The organism is Butyricicoccus porcorum (assembly GCF_002157465.1).
GTDB lineage: Bacteria > Bacillota > Clostridia > Oscillospirales > Butyricicoccaceae > Butyricicoccus_A > Butyricicoccus_A porcorum.
The window spans coordinates 63,241-82,744 of sequence record NZ_NHOC01000007.1 but is presented as its reverse complement, the minus strand read 5'-3'; the positions used below and the strand labels follow the sequence as shown (position 1 = coordinate 82,744).

General features: G+C 52.1%; 15 protein-coding genes, 1 tRNA gene and 3 pseudogenes. 5 read left to right on the top strand and 14 right to left on the bottom strand.

Translation table 11 applies throughout. The features are described from left to right. Positions 1-66: 66 nt before the first annotated feature. The 3 genes and pseudogenes from CBW42_RS08960 to CBW42_RS08945 all read right to left on the bottom strand — a co-directional run bounded on the left by CBW42_RS08960 (position 67) and on the right by CBW42_RS08945 (position 3,512). Positions 67-1,632 (bottom strand): annotated as a pseudogene (locus tag CBW42_RS08960) (terminase large subunit). A 287-nt stretch (positions 1,633-1,919) separates the two neighbouring features. Further along, positions 1,920-2,748: pseudogene (locus tag CBW42_RS14995) on the bottom strand (IS3 family transposase); the annotation flags it as partial. Positions 2,749-3,314: 566 nt separating this feature from the next. Further along, positions 3,315-3,512 (bottom strand): alpha/beta-type small acid-soluble spore protein, encoded by a 198-nt coding sequence (locus CBW42_RS08945; RefSeq protein ID WP_087020223.1) that lies wholly within the window; start codon positions 3,510-3,512, stop codon positions 3,315-3,317. A gap of 316 nt (positions 3,513-3,828) precedes the next feature. Between CBW42_RS08945 and CBW42_RS08940 the strand changes: the two genes are divergently transcribed. Continuing rightward, positions 3,829-5,154, top strand: coding sequence for a DUF1015 domain-containing protein (locus tag CBW42_RS08940; RefSeq protein ID WP_087020220.1), 1,326 nt, complete (start codon positions 3,829-3,831; stop codon positions 5,152-5,154). A 9-nt stretch (positions 5,155-5,163) separates the two neighbouring features. Here CBW42_RS08940 and CBW42_RS08935 read toward each other — a convergent pair whose 3' ends face one another. The 6 genes from CBW42_RS08935 to acpS all read right to left on the bottom strand — a co-directional run bounded on the left by CBW42_RS08935 (position 5,164) and on the right by acpS (position 9,303). Continuing rightward, the gene (locus CBW42_RS08935) at positions 5,164-5,664 is read right to left on the bottom strand and encodes a hypothetical protein (protein ID WP_087020217.1); all 501 of its coding nucleotides are present in this window, start codon (positions 5,662-5,664) and stop codon (positions 5,164-5,166) included. 140 nt (positions 5,665-5,804) lie between these two features. Beyond that, positions 5,805-6,164: a type II toxin-antitoxin system PemK/MazF family toxin gene (locus CBW42_RS08930; protein WP_087020214.1), complete on the bottom strand. Its 360-nt coding sequence runs from the start codon at positions 6,162-6,164 to the stop codon at positions 5,805-5,807. Between the two features lie 160 nt (positions 6,165-6,324). Continuing rightward, complete coding sequence (gene alr / locus CBW42_RS08925; protein ID WP_087020211.1) at positions 6,325-7,494, bottom strand: alanine racemase; 1,170 nt, start codon at positions 7,492-7,494, stop codon at positions 6,325-6,327. Between the two features lie 12 nt (positions 7,495-7,506). Then, positions 7,507-8,088 carry a hypothetical protein gene (locus CBW42_RS08920; protein WP_133058283.1) on the bottom strand — a complete coding sequence of 194 codons (582 nt, stop codon included), beginning with the start codon at positions 8,086-8,088 and terminating at the stop codon, positions 7,507-7,509. A gap of 4 nt (positions 8,089-8,092) precedes the next feature. Continuing rightward, the gene (locus tag CBW42_RS08915; RefSeq protein ID WP_087020205.1) at positions 8,093-8,953 is read right to left on the bottom strand and encodes an NAD(P)H-hydrate dehydratase; all 861 of its coding nucleotides are present in this window, start codon (positions 8,951-8,953) and stop codon (positions 8,093-8,095) included. Further along, positions 8,950-9,303 carry a holo-ACP synthase gene (acpS, locus tag CBW42_RS08910; protein ID WP_087020202.1) on the bottom strand — a complete coding sequence of 118 codons (354 nt, stop codon included), beginning with the start codon at positions 9,301-9,303 and terminating at the stop codon, positions 8,950-8,952. Before acpS ends, CBW42_RS08915 begins: the two co-directional genes overlap by 4 nt. A 202-nt stretch (positions 9,304-9,505) precedes the next feature. Between acpS and CBW42_RS08905 the strand changes: the two genes are divergently transcribed. Together CBW42_RS08905 and CBW42_RS14660 are read left to right on the top strand one after the other, a co-directional pair. After that, positions 9,506-9,582: transfer RNA gene (locus CBW42_RS08905), tRNA-Pro, on the top strand. 73 nt (positions 9,583-9,655) lie between these two features. Next, complete coding sequence (locus CBW42_RS14660) at positions 9,656-9,823, top strand: hypothetical protein (RefSeq protein ID WP_165761115.1); 168 nt, start codon at positions 9,656-9,658, stop codon at positions 9,821-9,823. Between the two features lie 80 nt (positions 9,824-9,903). Here CBW42_RS14660 and CBW42_RS08900 read toward each other — a convergent pair whose 3' ends face one another. From CBW42_RS08900 to CBW42_RS08880, 5 genes and pseudogenes are all read right to left on the bottom strand, one after another. Further along, complete coding sequence (locus CBW42_RS08900; RefSeq protein ID WP_087020199.1) at positions 9,904-11,250, bottom strand: MATE family efflux transporter; 1,347 nt, start codon at positions 11,248-11,250, stop codon at positions 9,904-9,906. Between the two features lie 85 nt (positions 11,251-11,335). After that, positions 11,336-12,208 (bottom strand): phosphoribosylaminoimidazolesuccinocarboxamide synthase, encoded by an 873-nt coding sequence (locus CBW42_RS08895; protein WP_242969837.1) that lies wholly within the window; start codon positions 12,206-12,208, stop codon positions 11,336-11,338. 236 nt (positions 12,209-12,444) lie between these two features. Beyond that, the gene (locus CBW42_RS08890) at positions 12,445-12,618 is read right to left on the bottom strand and encodes a DUF4250 domain-containing protein (RefSeq protein WP_087020196.1); all 174 of its coding nucleotides are present in this window, start codon (positions 12,616-12,618) and stop codon (positions 12,445-12,447) included. A 154-nt stretch (positions 12,619-12,772) separates the two neighbouring features. Continuing rightward, positions 12,773-14,928: pseudogene (locus CBW42_RS08885) on the bottom strand (hydratase). A gap of 24 nt (positions 14,929-14,952) precedes the next feature. Further along, entirely contained in the window at positions 14,953-15,231 is a 279-nt protein-coding gene (locus tag CBW42_RS08880; RefSeq protein ID WP_087020193.1) for a hypothetical protein, read from the bottom strand. Between the two features lie 341 nt (positions 15,232-15,572). Here CBW42_RS08880 and CBW42_RS08875 point away from each other — a divergent pair, with 341 nt between their 5' ends. Further along, entirely contained in the window at positions 15,573-18,188 is a 2,616-nt protein-coding gene (locus CBW42_RS08875) for a calcium-translocating P-type ATPase, PMCA-type (RefSeq protein ID WP_087020191.1), read from the top strand. Positions 18,189-18,328: 140 nt separating this feature from the next. Then, positions 18,329-19,489: a DUF4317 domain-containing protein gene (locus tag CBW42_RS08870; RefSeq protein WP_087020187.1), complete on the top strand. Its 1,161-nt coding sequence runs from the start codon at positions 18,329-18,331 to the stop codon at positions 19,487-19,489. Positions 19,490-19,504: the final 15 nt, after the last annotated feature.

The window sequence follows — 19,504 nt, the reverse complement described above, 5'->3', positions numbered from 1 at the left end:
AGTCTAAAACTTCTTTATATTCGATAGTTTTCGACTTGCTAGGGCAAAAAATCCAACTGTGTGCCGTCAGATAAACAGCAGTCCTCGGCTGTCATAGACCGATTCACTGACATCGTTGCCGCAGCGAATTGCACGGTCTAATGCCATAATCATGGCGATGGCACCGTCAATCTTCTCTGTGGGCTTTGCTTTATCTGCTTTGATGTTTCCGGCAGGGTCTGTACGGATGAAAATATTATCCATATTCCAGCGAAGTACTGGATGCCCACCGTGTGCCAGCTTCTTTTCCAGCGTCAGTTTCATCAGTTCCTTCGTTGGAGGAGACATGCTGGCAAAACCCTGTCCCATCGGAACGACTGTAAATCCCATACCTTCTAAGTTCTGTACCATCTGAACCGCACCCCAACGGTCAAAGGCAATCTCACGAATGTTAAAACATTCTCCCAGCCGTTCAATAAATTTTTCGATATAACCGTAGTGAACAACATTACCTTCTGTGGTTTCTAAATATCCCTGTCGGTGCCAAAGGTCATATGGAACATGGTCGCGCTTGACGCGAAGCTCCAACGTATCCTCAGGAACCCAGAAATACGGCAATACATAATATGGCTCGTCCTCATCCTCTGGAGGGAACACCAAGCAGAAGGAAGTAAGGTCTGTGGTAGAAGATAAGTCCAAGCCGCCATAACAGACGCGGCCTTCCAGCATTTCTTCATCGACTGGATAAGCAAAGGCATCCCATTTGTCCATCGGCATCCAACGCGCAGCTTGCTTCACCCATTGGTTCAGACGCAACTGTCGGAAGGAGTTCTCCTCACCGGGATTCTGCTTTGCACTTTCGCAAGCGGCCTCAACTTTATCCATTCCGATGGTCTCACCCAAAGATGGATTTGCTTTCAGCCAGACCTTAGGATCAGTCCAATCTTCTGTATCACCGGCACCATAAATCACCGGGTAGAAAGTTGGATCAATTTTTCTGCCCTCCAAAATATCCAATGCTTTCCGATGGGTTTCAAAACAGATGCTATGTGTATCCGTGCCGGCCGTTGTAATCAGAAAATATAGCGGCTGCATACGGGCATCGCCGGAGCCTTTGGTCATGACGTCAAACAGCTTTCGGTTTGGCTGTGTATGAAGCTCATCAAATACAACACCGTGAATATTAAAGCCGTGTTTACTATAGGCTTCTGCCGACAACACCTGATAAAAGCTATTGGTTGGCGTAAAAAGAATACGCTTCTAGGAGGTCAGAATTTTGCAGCGCTTATTCAGAGCCGGACACATGCGAACCATATCCGCAGCCACATCAAAAACAATGGTAGCCTGCCCTCGATCTGCTGCACAGCCATAGATCTCGGCACGCTGTTCACCGTCTCCACAGCAAAGTAAGAGGGCAACCGCTGCTGCCAGCTCGCTCTTGCCGTTTTTCTTCGGAATTTCGATATATGCAGTGTTGAACTGTCGGTACCCATTGGGTTTAACCGTACCGAACAGATCTCTGATAATCTGTTCCTGCCAGTCCAAGAGCTTAAATGGCTTACCGGCCCAGGTTCCCTTAGTATGGCAAAGGCACTCAACAAAGCTGACCGCGTAATCCGCTAACTCCTTATCATAATAGGAGGTGTCCAGCATAAACTGACACCGTCAGAACGCGAAGAGATGATTCGGCTCAGAGCGGAAAATGAGCGACTGAAAGCGGAGAATGCCGTAATAAAAAAAGAGATCGCCTTGAGAGAAGAGAGATGTGTAGCGCAACTCAAGGCGAGAAAGCAGCGCTCGTCGAAGAACTGCGCGAAGAAGGATACACCCTGAAATACTTACTGAAAGCGCTGGGGTTGTCCAAGTCTACCTATTACTATGAGATTGGAAATGTTGTGGTCAAGCTTTTTTGTAACACTTATGGCTAAAAATATCATAAATCAGTTACGCTGCATTCCGGCCTCGAACGGGGTCCGATATCCATTGAAGGTGTATGGTCGTACATGATTGTAGTCAACGTATGCAAATTCCTCCACTTTCTGATAGAGCGATTCTTCCGTTGCAAATTCATATAAATTTGTACACTCGCTTTTCAACGTGTTAAAGTATCGCTCCATTGGTGCATTGTCATATGGATAACCTGCCCTGCTCATGCTTTGCGTCACATTTTGAGATTCACAAAATTCGGTAAATGCTTTCGACGTATACTGTGTCCCCTGATCGGAATGCAGGATCACTCCGACTTTGATAGACGGCTGTGATTCCAACGCTTTTTCAGCGTGCGGATGGCAAGCTCACTGGCAATGTTTCGATCCAGTGTACTGGCGATTACGCTGCGGTCATACAGATCCAGAATGGTGCAGTTATACCGTACTCCATGGTTTTTCAAAAACAGATATGTGAAATCCGTACACCATTTTTGATTTGGCTTTTCAGCAGTAAAATCCTGATGGAGCTTATTTTCAAACACTTTATGTAGCTGTGGCTTGCCATGTCCATAATCCGGCTTTTTCGGACGCACGACAGAGAACAGTTTTATTATTCATATATTTATGAATGGGTGTTCGACTGTAATGATATCCTCTGCGCGCCAGATAAACCGTCATGCTCCGATATCCATCCACGCCCATGTGCTCATGGTAAATATCCATGATTTGTGACTGCACCTCTGATTTTTGGGTATAATAATCCGCCTTCCGGTGTTTCCGGTAGTTATAATAAGCATTCGGACAGATTACAAAGCCGTCTGAGCAGCCAGCGCAAACTGAAAAAATCATGAATTGGTGTTCCATACAGTGATTATAAGTGGACTCATACGGCGTATAGTTATATCAGCGATTCACAAACAAGTGATGGATATACGGCCTATTATTATCTCATTCGGACCGCCTATGAAACAACCAATGCATTCGGACAAAATATTTTGCATGAGGTAACAGCCCGGTGCTACTATGTTCCAGAGTATAGCAATATAGTCTATATGACCTACATAACATTAGATGGAGAAACAGTTTACTTCGATGAGGAAACAGAGGATTGGCTGCTGGACATAGGTTAATTTCTTCTTATCCTCGCACGCCCCAATATACCTTTGTTCCAAATGTTGTGTGCCAAGGGGGGATCCTTGGGACACCCTCGTTTTGTCGGAGTATAGCCACACTTCGCAATTTTGCTTGTGTGCTCCACTCTAAAACTGTAAAAAACATTGTCCGTTTTTATCGGTTCAATTGCTCATGCACCATTGCAGAACAGGCACCTGTACAGGTGCCTGTTCCCAATTCAATCGCAAAATCCCGTTGTCACCACAACAGTTGTTCTTTCGCGTTTTCTGTGCGTTACTTGATGCTGTTCTCGTATGCCTCGATCATCTTCTTGACCATCTGGCCGCCGACCGAGCCTGCCTGACGGGAGGTCAGATCGCCGTTGTAGCCTTCCTTCAGGTTGACACCAACCTCATTCGCCGCTTCCATCTTGAAACGTTCCATTGCGGCCTTAGCTTCCGGTACAGTCAGTTTGTTCGAGTTGCGGTTCATAATCGTTCTCTCCTTTTTTGGTCCCCGTCCGTCCTCTGTGCTAATAGTGTATGGAAATTTAAAAATCCTATGCAAAAAGAATGTCGAAATTGCCAGAAACATTTGGTTATTCGGTCAAATTTGGACGCCATGTCCAGCCCCCGGTTTTGCATCCATTCGTTGTCGTTTTCCCGCAAACACATGTATCATTTCCCATATATTTTATGGACTATGCCAGTATTTGTCTAAAATATGTATTTTGTTTTGAATCATGGCAGCTTGTCCGGTATAATAGAGAAAGCTGAAATGATTTCTTTATATTTCTGGAGGAATAATCATGTCTTGTGTATCCGTACCGAAAATTCTGATGCCTAAAAAAGGCACTGACCTGTATAAATGGTCCGTTGTCGCCTGCGACCAGTATACATCCCAGCCGGAATACTGGGAAGAAACTGACCGCATTGTCGGCGATGCACCGTCCACCCTGCGCATTACACTGCCGGAGGTCTTTCTGGAAACCGGTGATGTCGCAGCATTGACCGATGAGATCAATACCACGATGAAGCAGTACCTGTCCGACGGTGTACTGACCGAATTGCCGGCAGGCTTTATCCTGACCGAACGCTTCTCCGGCGGAGAAACGCCGCGCCGCGGCCTTGTCGCAGCAATTGACCTCGAGTGCTATGAATATACCGCAGGCTCCCGTTCCCTCGTCCGTCCAACCGAAAAGACGGTTGTCGAGCGCATCCCGCCACGCTTGGAAATCCGCAAAAATGCGTCGATCGAGGTTCCGCATATCATGCTGCTCATCGATGACCCGGATCGCACCGTGATTGAGCCGATGTTTAAAAAAACCGCAGAACTGGAGCAGGTTTACAACACCGATCTGATGCAGGACGGCGGTCACATCAACGGTTGGTTCATTCCGGAAGGTGCGCTGACCGATCATCTGCTTTCTGCGATGGATGCACTGAACGACCGCGAGACCTTCAATAAGAAATACCGTCTGACCGAAGACCTGCCGCTGCTGCCGTTCGCAGTCGGTGACGGCAACCATTCGATGGCGACCGCAAAGGCATACTGGGAGGATGTCAAAAAGAACCTGACACCGGAAGAGCAGGCGACCCATCCGGCACGCTTTGCGCTGTGTGAAATCGTCAATATTCACGACGAAAGCCTCATCATCGAGCCGATCCACCGCGTAATGTTCCATGTCAACGCAGATGACCTGCTGGCTTCCGCAAAGGAGTTTTATGCAGCAAACGGCAGCGAATGCGAATATTTCCTCAGCGACAGCCCGACCGCATACAGCCTGAAACAGGAAGAAAACGTACATACCGTCGGTATCTGCTGCGGTGAAAAAACCGGAGTGCTGACTGTGAAGAATCCGAAGTGGGGTATCCCGCTCGGCACGCTTCAGGCGTTCCTCGATGCCTATTTGGATCAGCATACAGACGCAAAAATCGACTACATCCACGGTACAGATGTTGTAAACTCGCTCGGCAGAGCGGAGGGCAACATGGGCTTCTTCCTGCCCGATATCGAAAAGAATGACCTGTTCCGCGGTGTCATCATCGACGGCGTCCTGCCGAGAAAGACCTTCTCCATGGGCGAAGCGCATGAAAAGCGCTATTATATGGAATCCAAACTGATCGTCAGATAAGCAATGACTTTATGGGGCTGTCCACACCGGACAGCCCTTTTTTCTGTCCCAGACCAGCTGTGCCCGCCCTCCCTGTACCGTACAGCAGCAGCAGGCAAAGGCCAGCGGGAAGGCATGGTTTTTTTCAAATGTACATGACAGTACGTCTACTCCCTCTTCTCTGCGCACACTGACCGTCCCGTCCTGCATCGCCTGCTGCACCAGCGGGTCATCTGTATGCGGCATCTCTGCCAGCTCCGGTGCGCGGACACCGGCGACATACTGCTCCGGCAGTTCCGTATATCCCAGAGACGCGAGATACTGTCGGCTCATCGTGCGGCTGACCGCCAGCCCATCGCCATCCGGCTCCGCTACGCCGATGAGCAGCGGCTGGGCGCCGTCGCGTATGCCCCAGACGCGTAAAATCTCACCGTATTTCGGCAGCGCGCCGTGCGCACGGAACTTCACCTGCTGTCCGTCCGTCTGTACAGTGATCTCGCCCCAGTCCTCTCCGTTCCTGCTGATGCGCATGGCTCCGACTCCTTTCGCGGCACACACCGAATTTTTCCTGCAAAAAAAGAGGTTCCCCTGCACAGCATATGCCATGCAGGGGAGTTCTATTACCAGTCCGGCCGGTGTTTTATGTAAGCATCGGCCGAAACCGTTTCTCTTTACTCCCGCGCGGTCAAACCAAAGCTGACAGCCAGCGCACGGTCAACCTCATCCATGTGTGATTCATCCAGCGTACCCATTTTCTCGCGCAGGCGGCGTTTATCCAGCGTCCGGATCTGTTCGGTCAGAATCACGGAATCCCGCGTCAGGCCGAAGCTGCGCGCGCCGAGGGAAATATGTGTCGGCATTTTGGCTTTATTGACCTGCGATGTAATCGCGGCTGCGATAACGGTCGGGCTGTACCGATTGCCGACATTGTTCTGCACAATCAGCACCGGGCGCATGCCGCCCTGTTCACTGCCGACAACAGGCGAAAGATCTGCATAATAAATGTCTCCGCGCTTGACATGATGATCCAATCTAATCACACTCCAAAGGAAAGAAATTTCAGGAGGAAGCGATTCACTTCCCGCCTGTTACTGTTACTTTCCCCAGCAACCCATTGCTTTAATCATGCATCGTATGAATATTTTTCTGTCTCATCTTATGCGGCCTGCGCACGGCGGTTGCATGCGCGCTTTATTCGCCGATATAAATGCGCGGAACGCGCTTGCTGATATCGCACAGCACCTCATAGGAAATCGTATTGGCAGCTTCCGCGAGTGTATCCGCCGTCACCGGGCCATCGCCGAAAATTACGACCTCATCACCGCGTCTGACATCCATACCAGAGACATCCGCCCACGCCATGTCCATGCAAATGCGTCCGACGGTTGGGACAACCCTGCCGCCTATGACGACGGAAATATGGTTGCTCGCGCAGCGCGGATAACCGTCCGCATAGCCCATTGTGAACACCGCCACGCGCATCGGTTTGTCCGCCGTAAACGTGCGGCCATAGCCGATGGAATCGCCCGCCGGGATATCACGCACTTGAACCACGCGTGCCTTGACAGTCATAACCGGTTTTAACGGGATGGTTTTTTGGGTTGTACTGTCCGGATAATAGCCATAGAGGATAATGCCCGCGCGCACCATATTGAACACGCCATCCTGATACAGGTCGGTGGTAAATGTCTGGCTGTGCTGTAAAATCGCCGCACTGTTTGCACAGTGGCGGTAGCGCAGGCTCACACCATGCTTTTCCAATTCCAGACACATGTCGACAAAGCGGCGATACTGTAATTCTGTAAATTCCTCGCCGCCATCAACATCAGCAACGGCAAAGTGGGTAAAGATACCTTCTGTCTCGATACCCGGCAGTGCCACTGCATCCAGAATCTGTCGAACATTTTCCTTTGTGCTGCGCGTTTCAAAGCCGATACGGGTCATGCCGGTATTGAGGGCAATATGTACGCGGATGGGCTTGCCTTCCGCCTGTGCGGCCCGGGAAAAGGCTTCCGCATTGTCCCTGTCGCACAACGCTGCGGCAATATCATAGCGCGCCAGCAGCGGCGCGTCCTCGTCCCCGACATAACCGAGAACCAGAATTGGCAGAGTAAAGCCCGCTTCGCGCAGTTCAACGCCCTCCAGCGCAGTTGCAACGGCAAAAAAGTCCGCGCCTGCACGCTCCAATGTCCGCGCCGCCTGCACCGCGCCATGTCCATACGCGTCCGCCTTGACAACGCCGAGTACCTTTGCCTCCGGCATGATCGCTTTGACGCGCTGCCTGATCTGCGTAAAGTTGAATTCCAAATTGTTCAGATTGATTTCTGCCCAGCTCCGGCTGGTTTTATTGGGGATTTCCATACTGTTTGATGCTCACTTTCCATTCAGCGTGCACGATGCAAACGTACACCGCATGATTTGTTTTCCGTCGCAGTAAATACGCGCCTCAGACAAGGCGCCTGTCTCTGCATTCAAATAAACTTCCTTCACTGCCGTGCATTCATCCGTGACCTCCTCAAAACGGAGCGCCAACAGCTCGCCCTCCATCCATACCTGCTCCGGAACGGTATTCATCAGATCATACAGCAGATAGGTGGTGACATCTGCGGGCGTCAGACCTTTGCGGTCCGGCATGGCAGTTTCCAGCTCTGTGCCGTCATAAGAGAACGTAACGTCTTCCCCCGTTACCTCAGCCTGAATCCCCGCAATGGATTCCGGTGCAAGCACGGTCATGACAGCAGTCGCTGTCCCTTCCTTTTTTTCATAGTCATAGCCGATTTGATAGGTCATAGTCTCTTCATTCAAATCGGATGTGATGTCTGCAACTGTCTCGATGGACGAAGCCGCCGCATACACATCCCGGACGGATGCGGCGATTTCTTCGGGGTTTTTTACCGCAGAACAGCCGGTCAGTAGAAAGACAGCTGCCACAGCGCAAAAACAGCGTCGAAACAAACACTTACCACTCCCTGGAGTTCAGCGGTTTGAGTACCTGTGGGATACGGGACAGCATATCGGTCGGCGTCATGCCAAACTCACCGATTTCATTGGCGCACAAATCGCCTGCACGGCTGTGGATATACGCGCCGCAAGCAGCAGCTGCCAGCGGCGGCACCCCCTGTCCCAGCAGTGACAGAATGATGCCGGACAGCACATCTCCGCTGCCGCCCTTCGCCATACCGGGATTGCCGTGCACATTTTGCAGCACCGTCCCATCCGGCCCCGCAACAACCGTGCGGTGTCCCTTGAGCAGCAGCACACAGTGATGTTTTTGTGCAAAGGCTGCGGCATCCCGCTCCGGAATTCCTGTGCAGGGAATGTCACAAATGCGCGAAAATTCGCGTGCATGTGGGGTCAGAATCACCGGGTACCTGGCTTCCTCCAGTACATGTATATGTCCGGCGAGCACATTTATACCGTCTGCATCGACAATAATGGGACATTCTGCCTCACGGATGATTGTTTGCACCGCCTGTGCAACGCCTTCGCTGATGCCCAATCCCGGTCCTGCCAGAATAGCCGCGCGCCGCGCAAGCGGCGGCAGACAGTCTGCCGTAATTTTGCCGTTTTCGTCCGCCTCCAGCGGCAAAAAAGTCGGCTCATTGAGCTTGCCCGCCAGAATCGGGTAAATACACTGCGGCACGGCAAGCGTTACGATACCCGAACCGGTGCGCACGGCAGCCTGTGCCGCAAAATACGGCGCTCCGATGTAATCCCGGCAGCCACAAATGGCAAGCACACGGCCATAGGTATTTTTGTCGCTCTCCGGCTGACGCGGCCGGATGTGCGCCGCAACATAATTCCAGTCAATGACAGTCATTCCGCATTCCCTCCATCCAGCAAAATCGCTGTCGCCGTCGCATAACTCTGACAATGCGCAATGCTCAACAGAAAATTCCGATGCGGATGCAGCACAAACGGTGCACCCAGCTCCGTATGGCTGATTTCGATATCCTTCAGATTCAGTCCATTGCGAAAGCCGGTTCCCAATGCCTTTGCAACTGCTTCCTTTGCGCAGAACAGACCTGCGGCAGACTGCGGGAGGTTGTTTCCCTGCCCATCCAGCCAGTCACGCTCCGCTTGTGTGAACACGCGCTGTGCAAAGGCAGGACGGCGCAATGCCTGCTCGATGCGGCGGATCTCTATCATATCTGTTCCCAAACCAGTCATATGCAATTCCTCCTGTCCATGCGGTTTTTATTGTACCACAATTCCCGCGTGTTGTCGCGTTTTTCTCCTTTTTTTGCAGGATTCGCCCCAAAATCCTGCGTTTAAAAATTTTTCGCAGAATTTGAAAAAAATTGTTGACATTGTTCGGTCAGGCTGATATAATAATTATCGTTGCAGCGAGGAAAGCTGCTGAACAGAATATCGAGGTGTGGCTCAGTTTGGTAGAGCGCTGCGTTCGGGACGCAGAGGCCGTGGGTTCAAGTCCCGCCACCTCGACCATGTAGAGCAAGCGAAATTTCGCTTGCTCTGTTTTTTTTGTCCAAACAACGGTATGGTTCAAGGCGGCTGATTCATGAAACGCAACATCCGCCCCGCTGACGAAGAGTTCGACAATTGCACTCTGCCGCTTGTGTTTTCCGTTCTTTGGTATGCGGCAATCGGCAAACAACTCACGCTGTCTCCTGCCCCTACTCTTCTGCTGTTCGCCGCAGCCGGAATTTTGCTCAAGCTGTTCCTGTGACCACATTCCATAGAATTGTAAAAAGGTGCTGACTCCTTTGCCGGGAATCAGCACCTTTTTTCTATGTACTTTTACTTTCTTTACCGGGTCAGTTTTTTCACCCAGTGGCCGTAGTTTACCTTGATAAACGCCGGGACGCATTTGAACAGCTGATCGAGGTTCAGACACCAGACGACGACTATGGGCGACGCCTTCACGACAAACGCCATAATGAACGAAAGTGGAATGACGATACACCAGATGCTGATGAGGTCGAGCTTCATGACATACTTGGTATCGCCGCCGCCCTTGATGATACCGGCATTGACTGGCATCTGATAAGACATGCCGACCATGACAATACACAGAATATGCAGGAACGAGCGCGCCAACTGGCGGCTTTCATCCGAAAAGCTGTACAGCGACAATACCGGTTCGGTCAATGCGAACAGCAGGATACCACAGCAAATACCCATGCACAGGAAGACCACCTGAAAGGTCTTCGCGTAATCCTTGACCGTCTTCATCTCGCCTTCGCCAATCGCCTTGCCGATCATGACATTCGCCGTCGAAGCAGAGCCGACCGCAACTGTCTTGACAATCAGGAACAGGTTGGATGCCATGCTGTTTGCTGCAATTGCGCTCGAGGTCAGATGTCCGAGGATCGCTGTCTGCAACGCCGTATTGACGCCCCACAGGCTTTGCAGCAGGATAATCGGCGCACTGACACGGAAATAATCTCCGGCAATCGTGCGGTCAGCATGCAGGAAATCCTTGAGCTTCAGGTGTAGATTGACTTCTTTCTTTTTGATATAAAGCAAAAGGACAACGCATTCAATGATACGCGCGGTCAGCGTGCCGATGGCAGCGCCCGCTGCACCCAGGCGCGGCATGCCAAAATGTCCGTAAATCAGCACCCAGTTAATGCTGAAATTGATGCACAACGTGCTCAGTGACAGAAAAAAAGCAATCTTTACGACCTCTGTGCTGCGCAGAACTGCCAACAGGATCGTTGTGATACAAAAGAACGGATAGGTAAAGCGAACGATATTCAGATAGCGCACACCCTCCGCGATAATCGCCGGATCTTCCGTAAATAAGCCGACCACCTGCGCCGGAAAGAACGACACGATGAGGAACAGCAGCGCCATTAACACAAGCGCAGTCTGCATGGCAACACCCGCTACCTTGCGAATCGAAGCCGTGTCTTTTTTTCCCCAATACTGTGCGGCAAGGATGACCATACCGTCACCGATGCCCATCAGCAGATTCTGATAAATGAACTGGATCTGATTGACCGCTGTTACGCCGGACAGCGCGCTCTCCGCATATCGTCCCAGCATCAGATTGTCCGTCAGGTTGACGCTGAGCGCAATGACATTTTGCAGGACAATCGGCAGGCACAGCATGAGAAATGAACGGTAAAATTTTTTATCTTTGATTAACATGTTGTCTTGCTCCCCTGTGCACAAAAAATGCCGGCAGCTGCCGAAAGCAGCCACCGACATGGTATTTCTGTGCAGCAAATAATTGTTACAGCTTCTTGCCGGTCAGCAGCTCGTATGCCTGGAGATACTTGGCAATCGTCTTATCGACAATTTCCTGCGGCAGCTCCCAGTCATGCTCATTGGACTTGAGCCAGTCACGCGCAAACTGCTTGTCAAAAGACGGCTGGCCATGGCCCGGCTCATAGCCATCTGCCGGCCAGAAGCGGGAGCTGTCCGGGGTCAGCATTTCGTCGCCGATCACGATATTGCCCTCTTCGTCCAGACCGAACTCGAACTTCGTATCTGCAATAATAATACCGCGGCTGAGTGCATAATCAGCGCACTTCTTGTACAGTGCAATGGTATAATCGCGGAGCTTGGAAGCATATTCCTCGCCCTTGCCCGGGAAGCGCTTTTCCAGATAAGCAATGCTCTGCTCATAGGAAATATTTTCGTCATGGTCGCCGATTTCCGCCTTGGTGGACGGGGTATAGATCGGCTCCGGCAGCTTGTCGGACTCCTTCAGGCCCTCCGGCAGCTTGATGCCACAGACCGTGCCATCCTTCTGATAGCTCGCCCAACCGCTGCCCGTGATATAGCCGCGGACGATGCACTCGACCGGCAACATCTCCAGCTTACGGCACATCATGCTGTTGCCGTCAAACTTCGGCTGCTGGAAAAATTCCGGCATATCCTTTACATCGACGGAAATCATATGATTGGGGAGAATATCCTGCGTCATGTCAAACCAGAACTTGGACATCTGGGTCAGGACAGTGCCCTTCTTGGTGACCTGATTTTTCAGAATGACATCAAAGCAGCTGATGCGGTCAGTTGCAACCATAATCAGGCTGTCACCGTTGTCATAGATCTCACGAACCTTGCCTTCCTTAATCGGCTTCATTTCTTTCGTACTCATGTTCGATTACCTCACTGTACAGATTGCGGAATTTTCGTAAAAAAATACTACTTATTAGCTAATCAGATTTCGAGATAAAAATCAATGGTATTTTTCACTATTTTTTGTCAAAAAAGCACCATATTATTTTCAATACAGGCGGGACGGTCATACCTGCACATGAAAAACAGCCTCCCACCGCCATTGCTGCAACGCAGCTGCGAGTCGAGGCTGATTCTGCTGTCTGACCACAGCGGTCAAACAAAGCGGTTCTGCTGGGAATCGTAGGTATAATTGACGGCGTCCAGCTTGCGCACGAGCGTTTCCCGGTCGATATTCAGATCACTGCAAAGCATGTCCAGCGACGAATACGAGTCGCGCAACTTAGTGTTGACATAGCTCAGCAGCATAATCGGATCCTGTGGCAGCATAAAAAAACCTCCTGTGTTTCTCATCTGTATTTCCTGTCTGTTTTCCCTGTTATTTTACATCAGAACACGCTCGGATGCAACCACATGCAAAAAGAGGGGCTGCTTGTGCAGCCCCTCCTTTTGTATTCTTTCAGGCATCTTGATTTGCCACAACTCAGCGGTTGCGATTGCGATTGTAGTTAATCAGGCAGCCTGCCTTGACAATCTTCTTTTCATCCGGCGTCATATCCGCGATGTAAAGGGAAATCTCCTTTACCTGCTCGCCGAGAACGTACGCCTTGATGTCCTGCATATCGCCGTCAAGTGCGACCTTGACATTCGGGATATAGATGTAATCGCCGATCTCAAACTCCGGCTCGCCCTTCATCTGGAACAGTAGATCATGCTGCCGATTTCGGTATCGGCCGGAACCATGTCCGGATCGATGGTCTTGATCTGTGCATAAACCTTCTCCAGCTCCGGCTCAAGGTCAACCGGATTCTTGCCTGCGGCACGCGCCTTTTCCAGCTTGTCGACCTCCTTGGAGCGTCCGACATACTTCGGATCGCGGCGGGACAGCGTAAACTCTGCCAGACCCAGCGGGTTGGAGCGGTAGGATGAGGTCTCACCGGACGGAATCAGCTCATCAGTCGTAGTGACGTCGTCCATGATCTTGGTACATACCTTGAGCAGGATGTTGTCGGTCAGTGCGCTCATCTGCGGCCAGTCCTTGATATTCGGGCCGTAAACCAGCTCTGCACCCTCAACCGGTGCATTGTAGCCCTGATAGACGCGGGAACGATAGGACGAATCGTCGAACTCGTATTCCGGTACAACATAATCGTCGACCACTGCGGTTGCCGGAGTCAGAATGCCGCCGTTTGCCGCCGTTGCCGCGATGGAACGCGCGTCCATCAGTGCGACAGAGGACATCTGACCGCTGCCCGGCTTCGAGCCCTCGCGGTTCGGGAAGTTTCTCGTCGTATGGCGGATGCTCAGGCCGTTGTTTGCCGGTGTGTCGCCTGCACCGAAGCACGGGCCGCAGAATGCGGTCTTGAGAACAGCACCTGCTGCCATCAGCTCGGAAACTGCGCCCTTCTTGACGAGATCCATGTAAACCGGCATGGAAGACGGATAGACGGACAGTGTGAACTCGTCCGCGCCGCACTGTGCGCCGCGCAGGATGTGTGCTGCTTCCATGACATTGGTGTAGCCGCCGCCTGCGCAGCCGGCAATGATGCCCTGCTGTACCTGTAGCTTGCCATTTACAATCTTATCGATCAGCGTAAACTTGATATCGGAATTGCCACCGATCAGGCGCTCCGCATCCTTCTCTACTGCACGCAGGATATCGCCGAGGTTTGCGTTCAGCTCGTCGATCTCATAGGTGTTGCTCGGATGGAACGGCAGTGCGATCATCGGCTTGACGGTGCTCAGGTCAACATAAACCATGCCATCATAGTATGCAACATCCGCCGGATTGAGCTTCTTATAGTCATCGCCGCGGCCATGCATCGTCAGATATGCCTTGGTGTCGTCATCCGTGCACCAGATCGAAGACAGGCAGGTGGTCTCCGTCGTCATAACATCGACGCCGTTGCGGAAATCGGTGGTCATCGAAGCGATGCCCGGGCCGACAAATTCCATGACCTTGTTCTTGACATAGCCGCACTTGAAGACTGCGCCGATGATTGCCAGTGCGATATCCTGCGGGCCGACACCCGGCTGCGGCTTGCCGTCCAGATAAATGCCGACAACGCCCGGATAGCTGACATCATAGGTATCACACAGCAGCTGCTTGACCAGCTCGCCGCCGCCTTCGCCGATTGCCATGGTGCCCAGTGCGCCATAACGGGTGTGGCTGTCCGAGCCGAGAATCATCTTGCCGCAGCCTGCCATTTTTTCGCGCATGTACTGGTGGATAACTGCCAGATGCGGCGGAACATAAATGCCGCCATACTTCTTCGCAGCGGACAGGCCGAATACATGGTCGTCCTCGTTGATGGTACCGCCGACCGCACACAGCGAGTTGTGGCAGTTGGTCAGGACATACGGGATCGGGAATTTCTCCATGCCGGATGCTTTGGCTGTCTGGACAATGCCGACAAACGTGATGTCATGCGAAGTCATGGCGTCAAACTTAATTTTCAGCTTGTCCATGTTGCCGGAGGTGTTGTGCGCGGAGAGGATGGAATAGGCAATCGTGCCCTTCTTTGCTTCCTCCTTGTCTGCCGCCTGTCCGGTCAGTGCCTGTACCTTCGCTGCATCCTGCTCTGCGACAATTTCCTTGCCGCCGACCAGATATACGCCGCCGTCATATAATTTGACCATTTGATTTGCTCCCTTCTTTATTCGTCATCGATTGGAAATCGTTATCGAATACTCTGGTTTTGCGGACAACGTCCCGGCCTGCGCAGATGTCCACACAAAGCCGTTCTGCTGTTCTTTAGAAATATTATATGATATCTTTTTCAATTCTTCAATCAAAAAGCGCGGAATTCCTTCTATTTCTTTGCAAAAATCGTGCTTTTTTCCGCTCCATTCTGCAACATCGGCGTGTTCGGCTTCCCCCGGAGCAGTAGCAGGGGTAATCTCCGTACATCTTGCAGGTACTTCTTTTGTCTCTTCCGCCATCCATCCTCCGTTGCCGGTCAGATCATCCTTAACACAACAAAAACGGGAATCTGCATGTATTTTCCGCATGAATCATGTATAATGTCCAAAAGCGCAGCAGATTCTGTAATCTGAGGAAATATCGAACTTTTTCCAGGCGCTATCTAAAAACCAAGAAAATGACGAATATTTCGCAAAGGCGAGGTCGATTCTCGACAAAAGCTCGCAGGAATCCGTTCGGATTTCAAGTGTTTTTAACGATGAAGCGATCCGCACTTGTAGAAAGAGTCAAACGTTTCGACTTTTCTGATACGCCCTAGCTGTCTTGATATTCCAATATTCCCAAACAAGGAGGATGCTCTATGATATTCCATCATGAAACGGGTGAGACCGTCATGCAGGAGCTTGCTTCCAGCCTGTCCGACGGTCTGAGCAGCAGCCAGGCTGTGCAGCGCAAACAGCAGTATGGATCAAACAGGCTGCGTGAAAAGAAGAAAAAAAGCAATCTGCGCCGGTTTATCGATCAATTCAAGGATGTTATGATCCTGATTCTGATTGCAGCTGCCGCAGTTTCCTTTGTCATCGCCTGTATCGAAGGCGATCCGGAAGGCTTCTTTGAGCCAGTGCTCATCCTGCTCATTGTCGTACTCAACGCAATGATGGGTGTCCTGCAGGAGAGCAAGGCAGAAAAAGCGCTCGACGCGCTCAAAAATCTCTCCGCACCGCATGCCCGTGTCCTGCGCGACGGAAAAGAAACCGTTATTGACGCGAGTGAGCTTGTCCCAGGCGACATTATCCGCTTGGAAGCAGGCGATTTTATCCCCGCAGATGCGCGGCTTATCCAGAGTGCCAGTCTGAAAAGTGAAGAATCCGCCCTCACCGGTGAATCCGTCCCCGCAGAAAAGGACGCACAAGCGGTCATTGCAGAGGACGCCCCGCTGGGCGACCGCACCAACATGGTCTTTTCCGGTTGCAGCATCACCTACGGCACCGCAACAGCTGTCGTCACCGCTACCGGTATGAACACCGAGATGGGTAACATTGCCAACCTCCTCGAAGCCGAGGAGGAAAGCATGACGCCGCTCCAGAAAAAGCTGGCGCAGCTCGGCAAATATCTGGGCATTCTCGCACTCGCTGCCTGTGCAATTATCTTTGTTGTCGGCATTCTGAACGGTATCCCGTCGATGGAAATCTTCATGACCGCCGTTTCCCTCGCTGTTTCCGCAATTCCAGAGGGTCTTCCGGCCATTGTCACCATCGTTCTGTCCATCGGCGTGCAGCGCATGGTCAGCAAAAACGCAATTATCCGCCGCCTCCCCGCTGTCGAGACACTGGGAAGTGCGTCTATAATTTGCTCGGATAAAACCGGCACGCTGACCCAAAACCGCATGACGCTCACCAAGGCATGGCTCGACGGTATGGACAGCCCGGAGGACATCTCCACAGACAATTCCAAAGAAATCAAACAGCTGCTGCGATATGGTGCGCTCTGCTGTGATGGCTCCGTTGTATTTGAAAACGGCCAAGAACAGCACGTCGGCGACCCGACTGAAACCGCTATTATTCTTGCCGCCCACAAAAACGGCATGCCGAAGAACGAGCTCAACCGGGCATGCCCCCGTTTGGCAGAAATCCCATTCGATTCCGACCGCAAACTCATGAGCACGATAAATAAAATCGATGGCAGGTATGTTGTCATCGTCAAGGGTGCGTTTGATGTGATGGCGTCGCGCTGTATCAGCGGCAATCTGGAAGCCGCACAGCGTATCACCGAACAGCTGAGCGCCTCCGCCCTGCGCGTGCTGGCAGTCGCATACAAAGAAATCGACTGTGTCCCCGCCGTGCCGATTCCGGAAGAGCTGGAAAGCAGGCTGATCTTCCTGGGTCTGGTCGGCATGATCGATCCGCCGCGCCCGGAAGCACAGAAAGCCGTCGGCGTCTGCCGCAAAGCCGGCATTAAGCCAGTGATGATTACCGGCGACCATGTTGTAACTGCCACAGCTATCGCGCGCGAACTGGGTATTTTTCAAGACGGCGACCGCGCTGTTACCGGAACTGAGCTCGATGCGATGAGTGAAACGGAACTGGACGCACAGGTGGAACACATCTCCGTCTATGCGCGCGTTTCACCGGAAAATAAAATCCGCATCGTCAAGGCATGGCAACGCAAAGACCAGATCGTGTCCATGACCGGCGACGGCGTCAACGACGCACCCGCACTCAAGGCCGCTGATATCGGCTGCGCGATGGGCATCACCGGCACGGATGTCGCCAAGGGCGCCGCTGATATCACACTGACAGATGACAACTTTGCCACCATTGTCGACGCAGTGCGCGAAGGACGCGGCATTTATGCAAACATCAAAAAGGTCGTCGGCTTCCTGCTCGGAACCAACATCGGCGAGGTCATTGCTGTCTTTGCCGCCATGCTGCTGTGGCACAGATCACCGCTGTTGTCCATGCAGCTGCTGTGGACCAACCTCGTCACCGACAGTCTGCCCGCTATTGCGCTCGGCATGGAGGCAGTTGAATCGGATGTCATGGATCAGAAACCGCGCCCGAAAAATGAGAGCTTATTTGCCCACGGCTTTGGCGTGCGCATCGTACTTCAAGGCGTTCTGTTCGGTGCGTTGTGTCTGCTTGCCTTCCACATCGGACAGACCGTCACCGGCGAGCTGGCTGGCGGACAGACACTGGCATTCCTCGTCCTTTCGCTGTCCCAGGTCATTCAGGCATTTAACATGCGCTCTGAGCACTCGCTGTTCCGCATCGGCGTGTTCCGCAATCGAAGACTGAATCAGGCAGCACTGGTATCCATTGTGCTGGTCGCTCTGGTGCTGTTTACGCCGCTGTCCATCCCGTTCGGACTGGTTCGCCTGCCGGTAAGCCTGTATCTCATCGGGCTGGTGCTGATTTTCGTCCCCGTGGCAGTCATGGAGTTTTCCAAGGCATGTGGTCTGATTCGGCACAGTCACTAAGCCTGTCTGGCTTTTGCCCGGTACCGCGTCATCTGCGCGGACGCCGGGCTTTTTTCTGCGGCACACCCATGTTGACAATTCCTCCGGTTGCGCGGTAAAATGGCAATACATTTTCGATTACCCAGAACAGGAGTTATGCTATGATTGAAAAAGAAGTTTCCGAACTGCGCCGTCAGCTTCGCCCGGATCGCAGTGGAATTTCAAAGGTATATGGCTGCTATGTCAATGAAAACCGCACGATTGTCTCCACCTTTGAGCAGTCTCTCGGGCTGACGACACAAGAGGAATCCGAGGCATATCTCGGGCTGCTGAAAAAAAGTCTTTCGGGCACGCTCGGCAAAAATCTGCTCGATATCCCGTTCAGCAACGAACAGGTGATGCATGGCGAAGCGCACGCGCTGCTGATGAAGCTGCGCGACAGCCGTCTGGAGGACGCCGATGCGCGCAATACCTTCTATCAGAAGGTCATCTCCTGCGTATCGCTTGGGGAAAATTACCTCATCCTGATGGCGCACAACGCCTATGATGTGCCATATCGTGGAAAGGATGACCTCGAGCTGTCCGACGGTTCCGAGGATGTATTCTCCCATATTATTTGCAGCATTTGCCCGGTGAAAAAATCCAAACCGGGGCTGGGCTATGATTATCAGCAGCAGTCGTTCTGCACCATTGCCGGAAACTGGCTGGTTTCCCCGCCGCAGCTCGGCTTCCTGTTCCCCGCCTTCGACGACCGCACGACCAACCTGTATAATTCACTGTGCTATACCCGCAGCGATGACGATGCGCATGAGGAATTTATCAGCACAATTTTCCAGGCAGAAGCGCCCAAACCCGCCATGGAGCAGCGGCGCAGCTTTGAGACAGTGCTGTCCGCTTCTCTGGAAGAAGAGTGCAGCATGGAGGTCGTGCAGGCGGTGCACGAGCAGCTCAGTGATCTGATCCAGATGCACAAGGAAAGCAAAGTGCCCGAACCGCTGATGATTAACCGCGAAACAGTCGAAGAGGTATTGGAGGACTGCGGCGTTTCCGAACAACATCTCGATGCCTTTCAAGAGCAGTTCGATGCCGCTTTTGGCGCAGGACAGACAGTCAGCCCGAAAAACATCATCGACAACCGGCGCTTCGATATCAAAACAACCGGTGTGACCATTCAGGTCAAGCCGGAAGCGCGCGACCTGATTCAGACAAAAACCATCGACGGCATCAAGTACATCCTGATCCGCGCCGAGGACAATGTGGAAGTCAGCGGCGTAACCATCCAGTTTGAGCCGGAGCTTGCCACGGCGCAAGCAGGAGAATAAATTCCCTGTTATGCA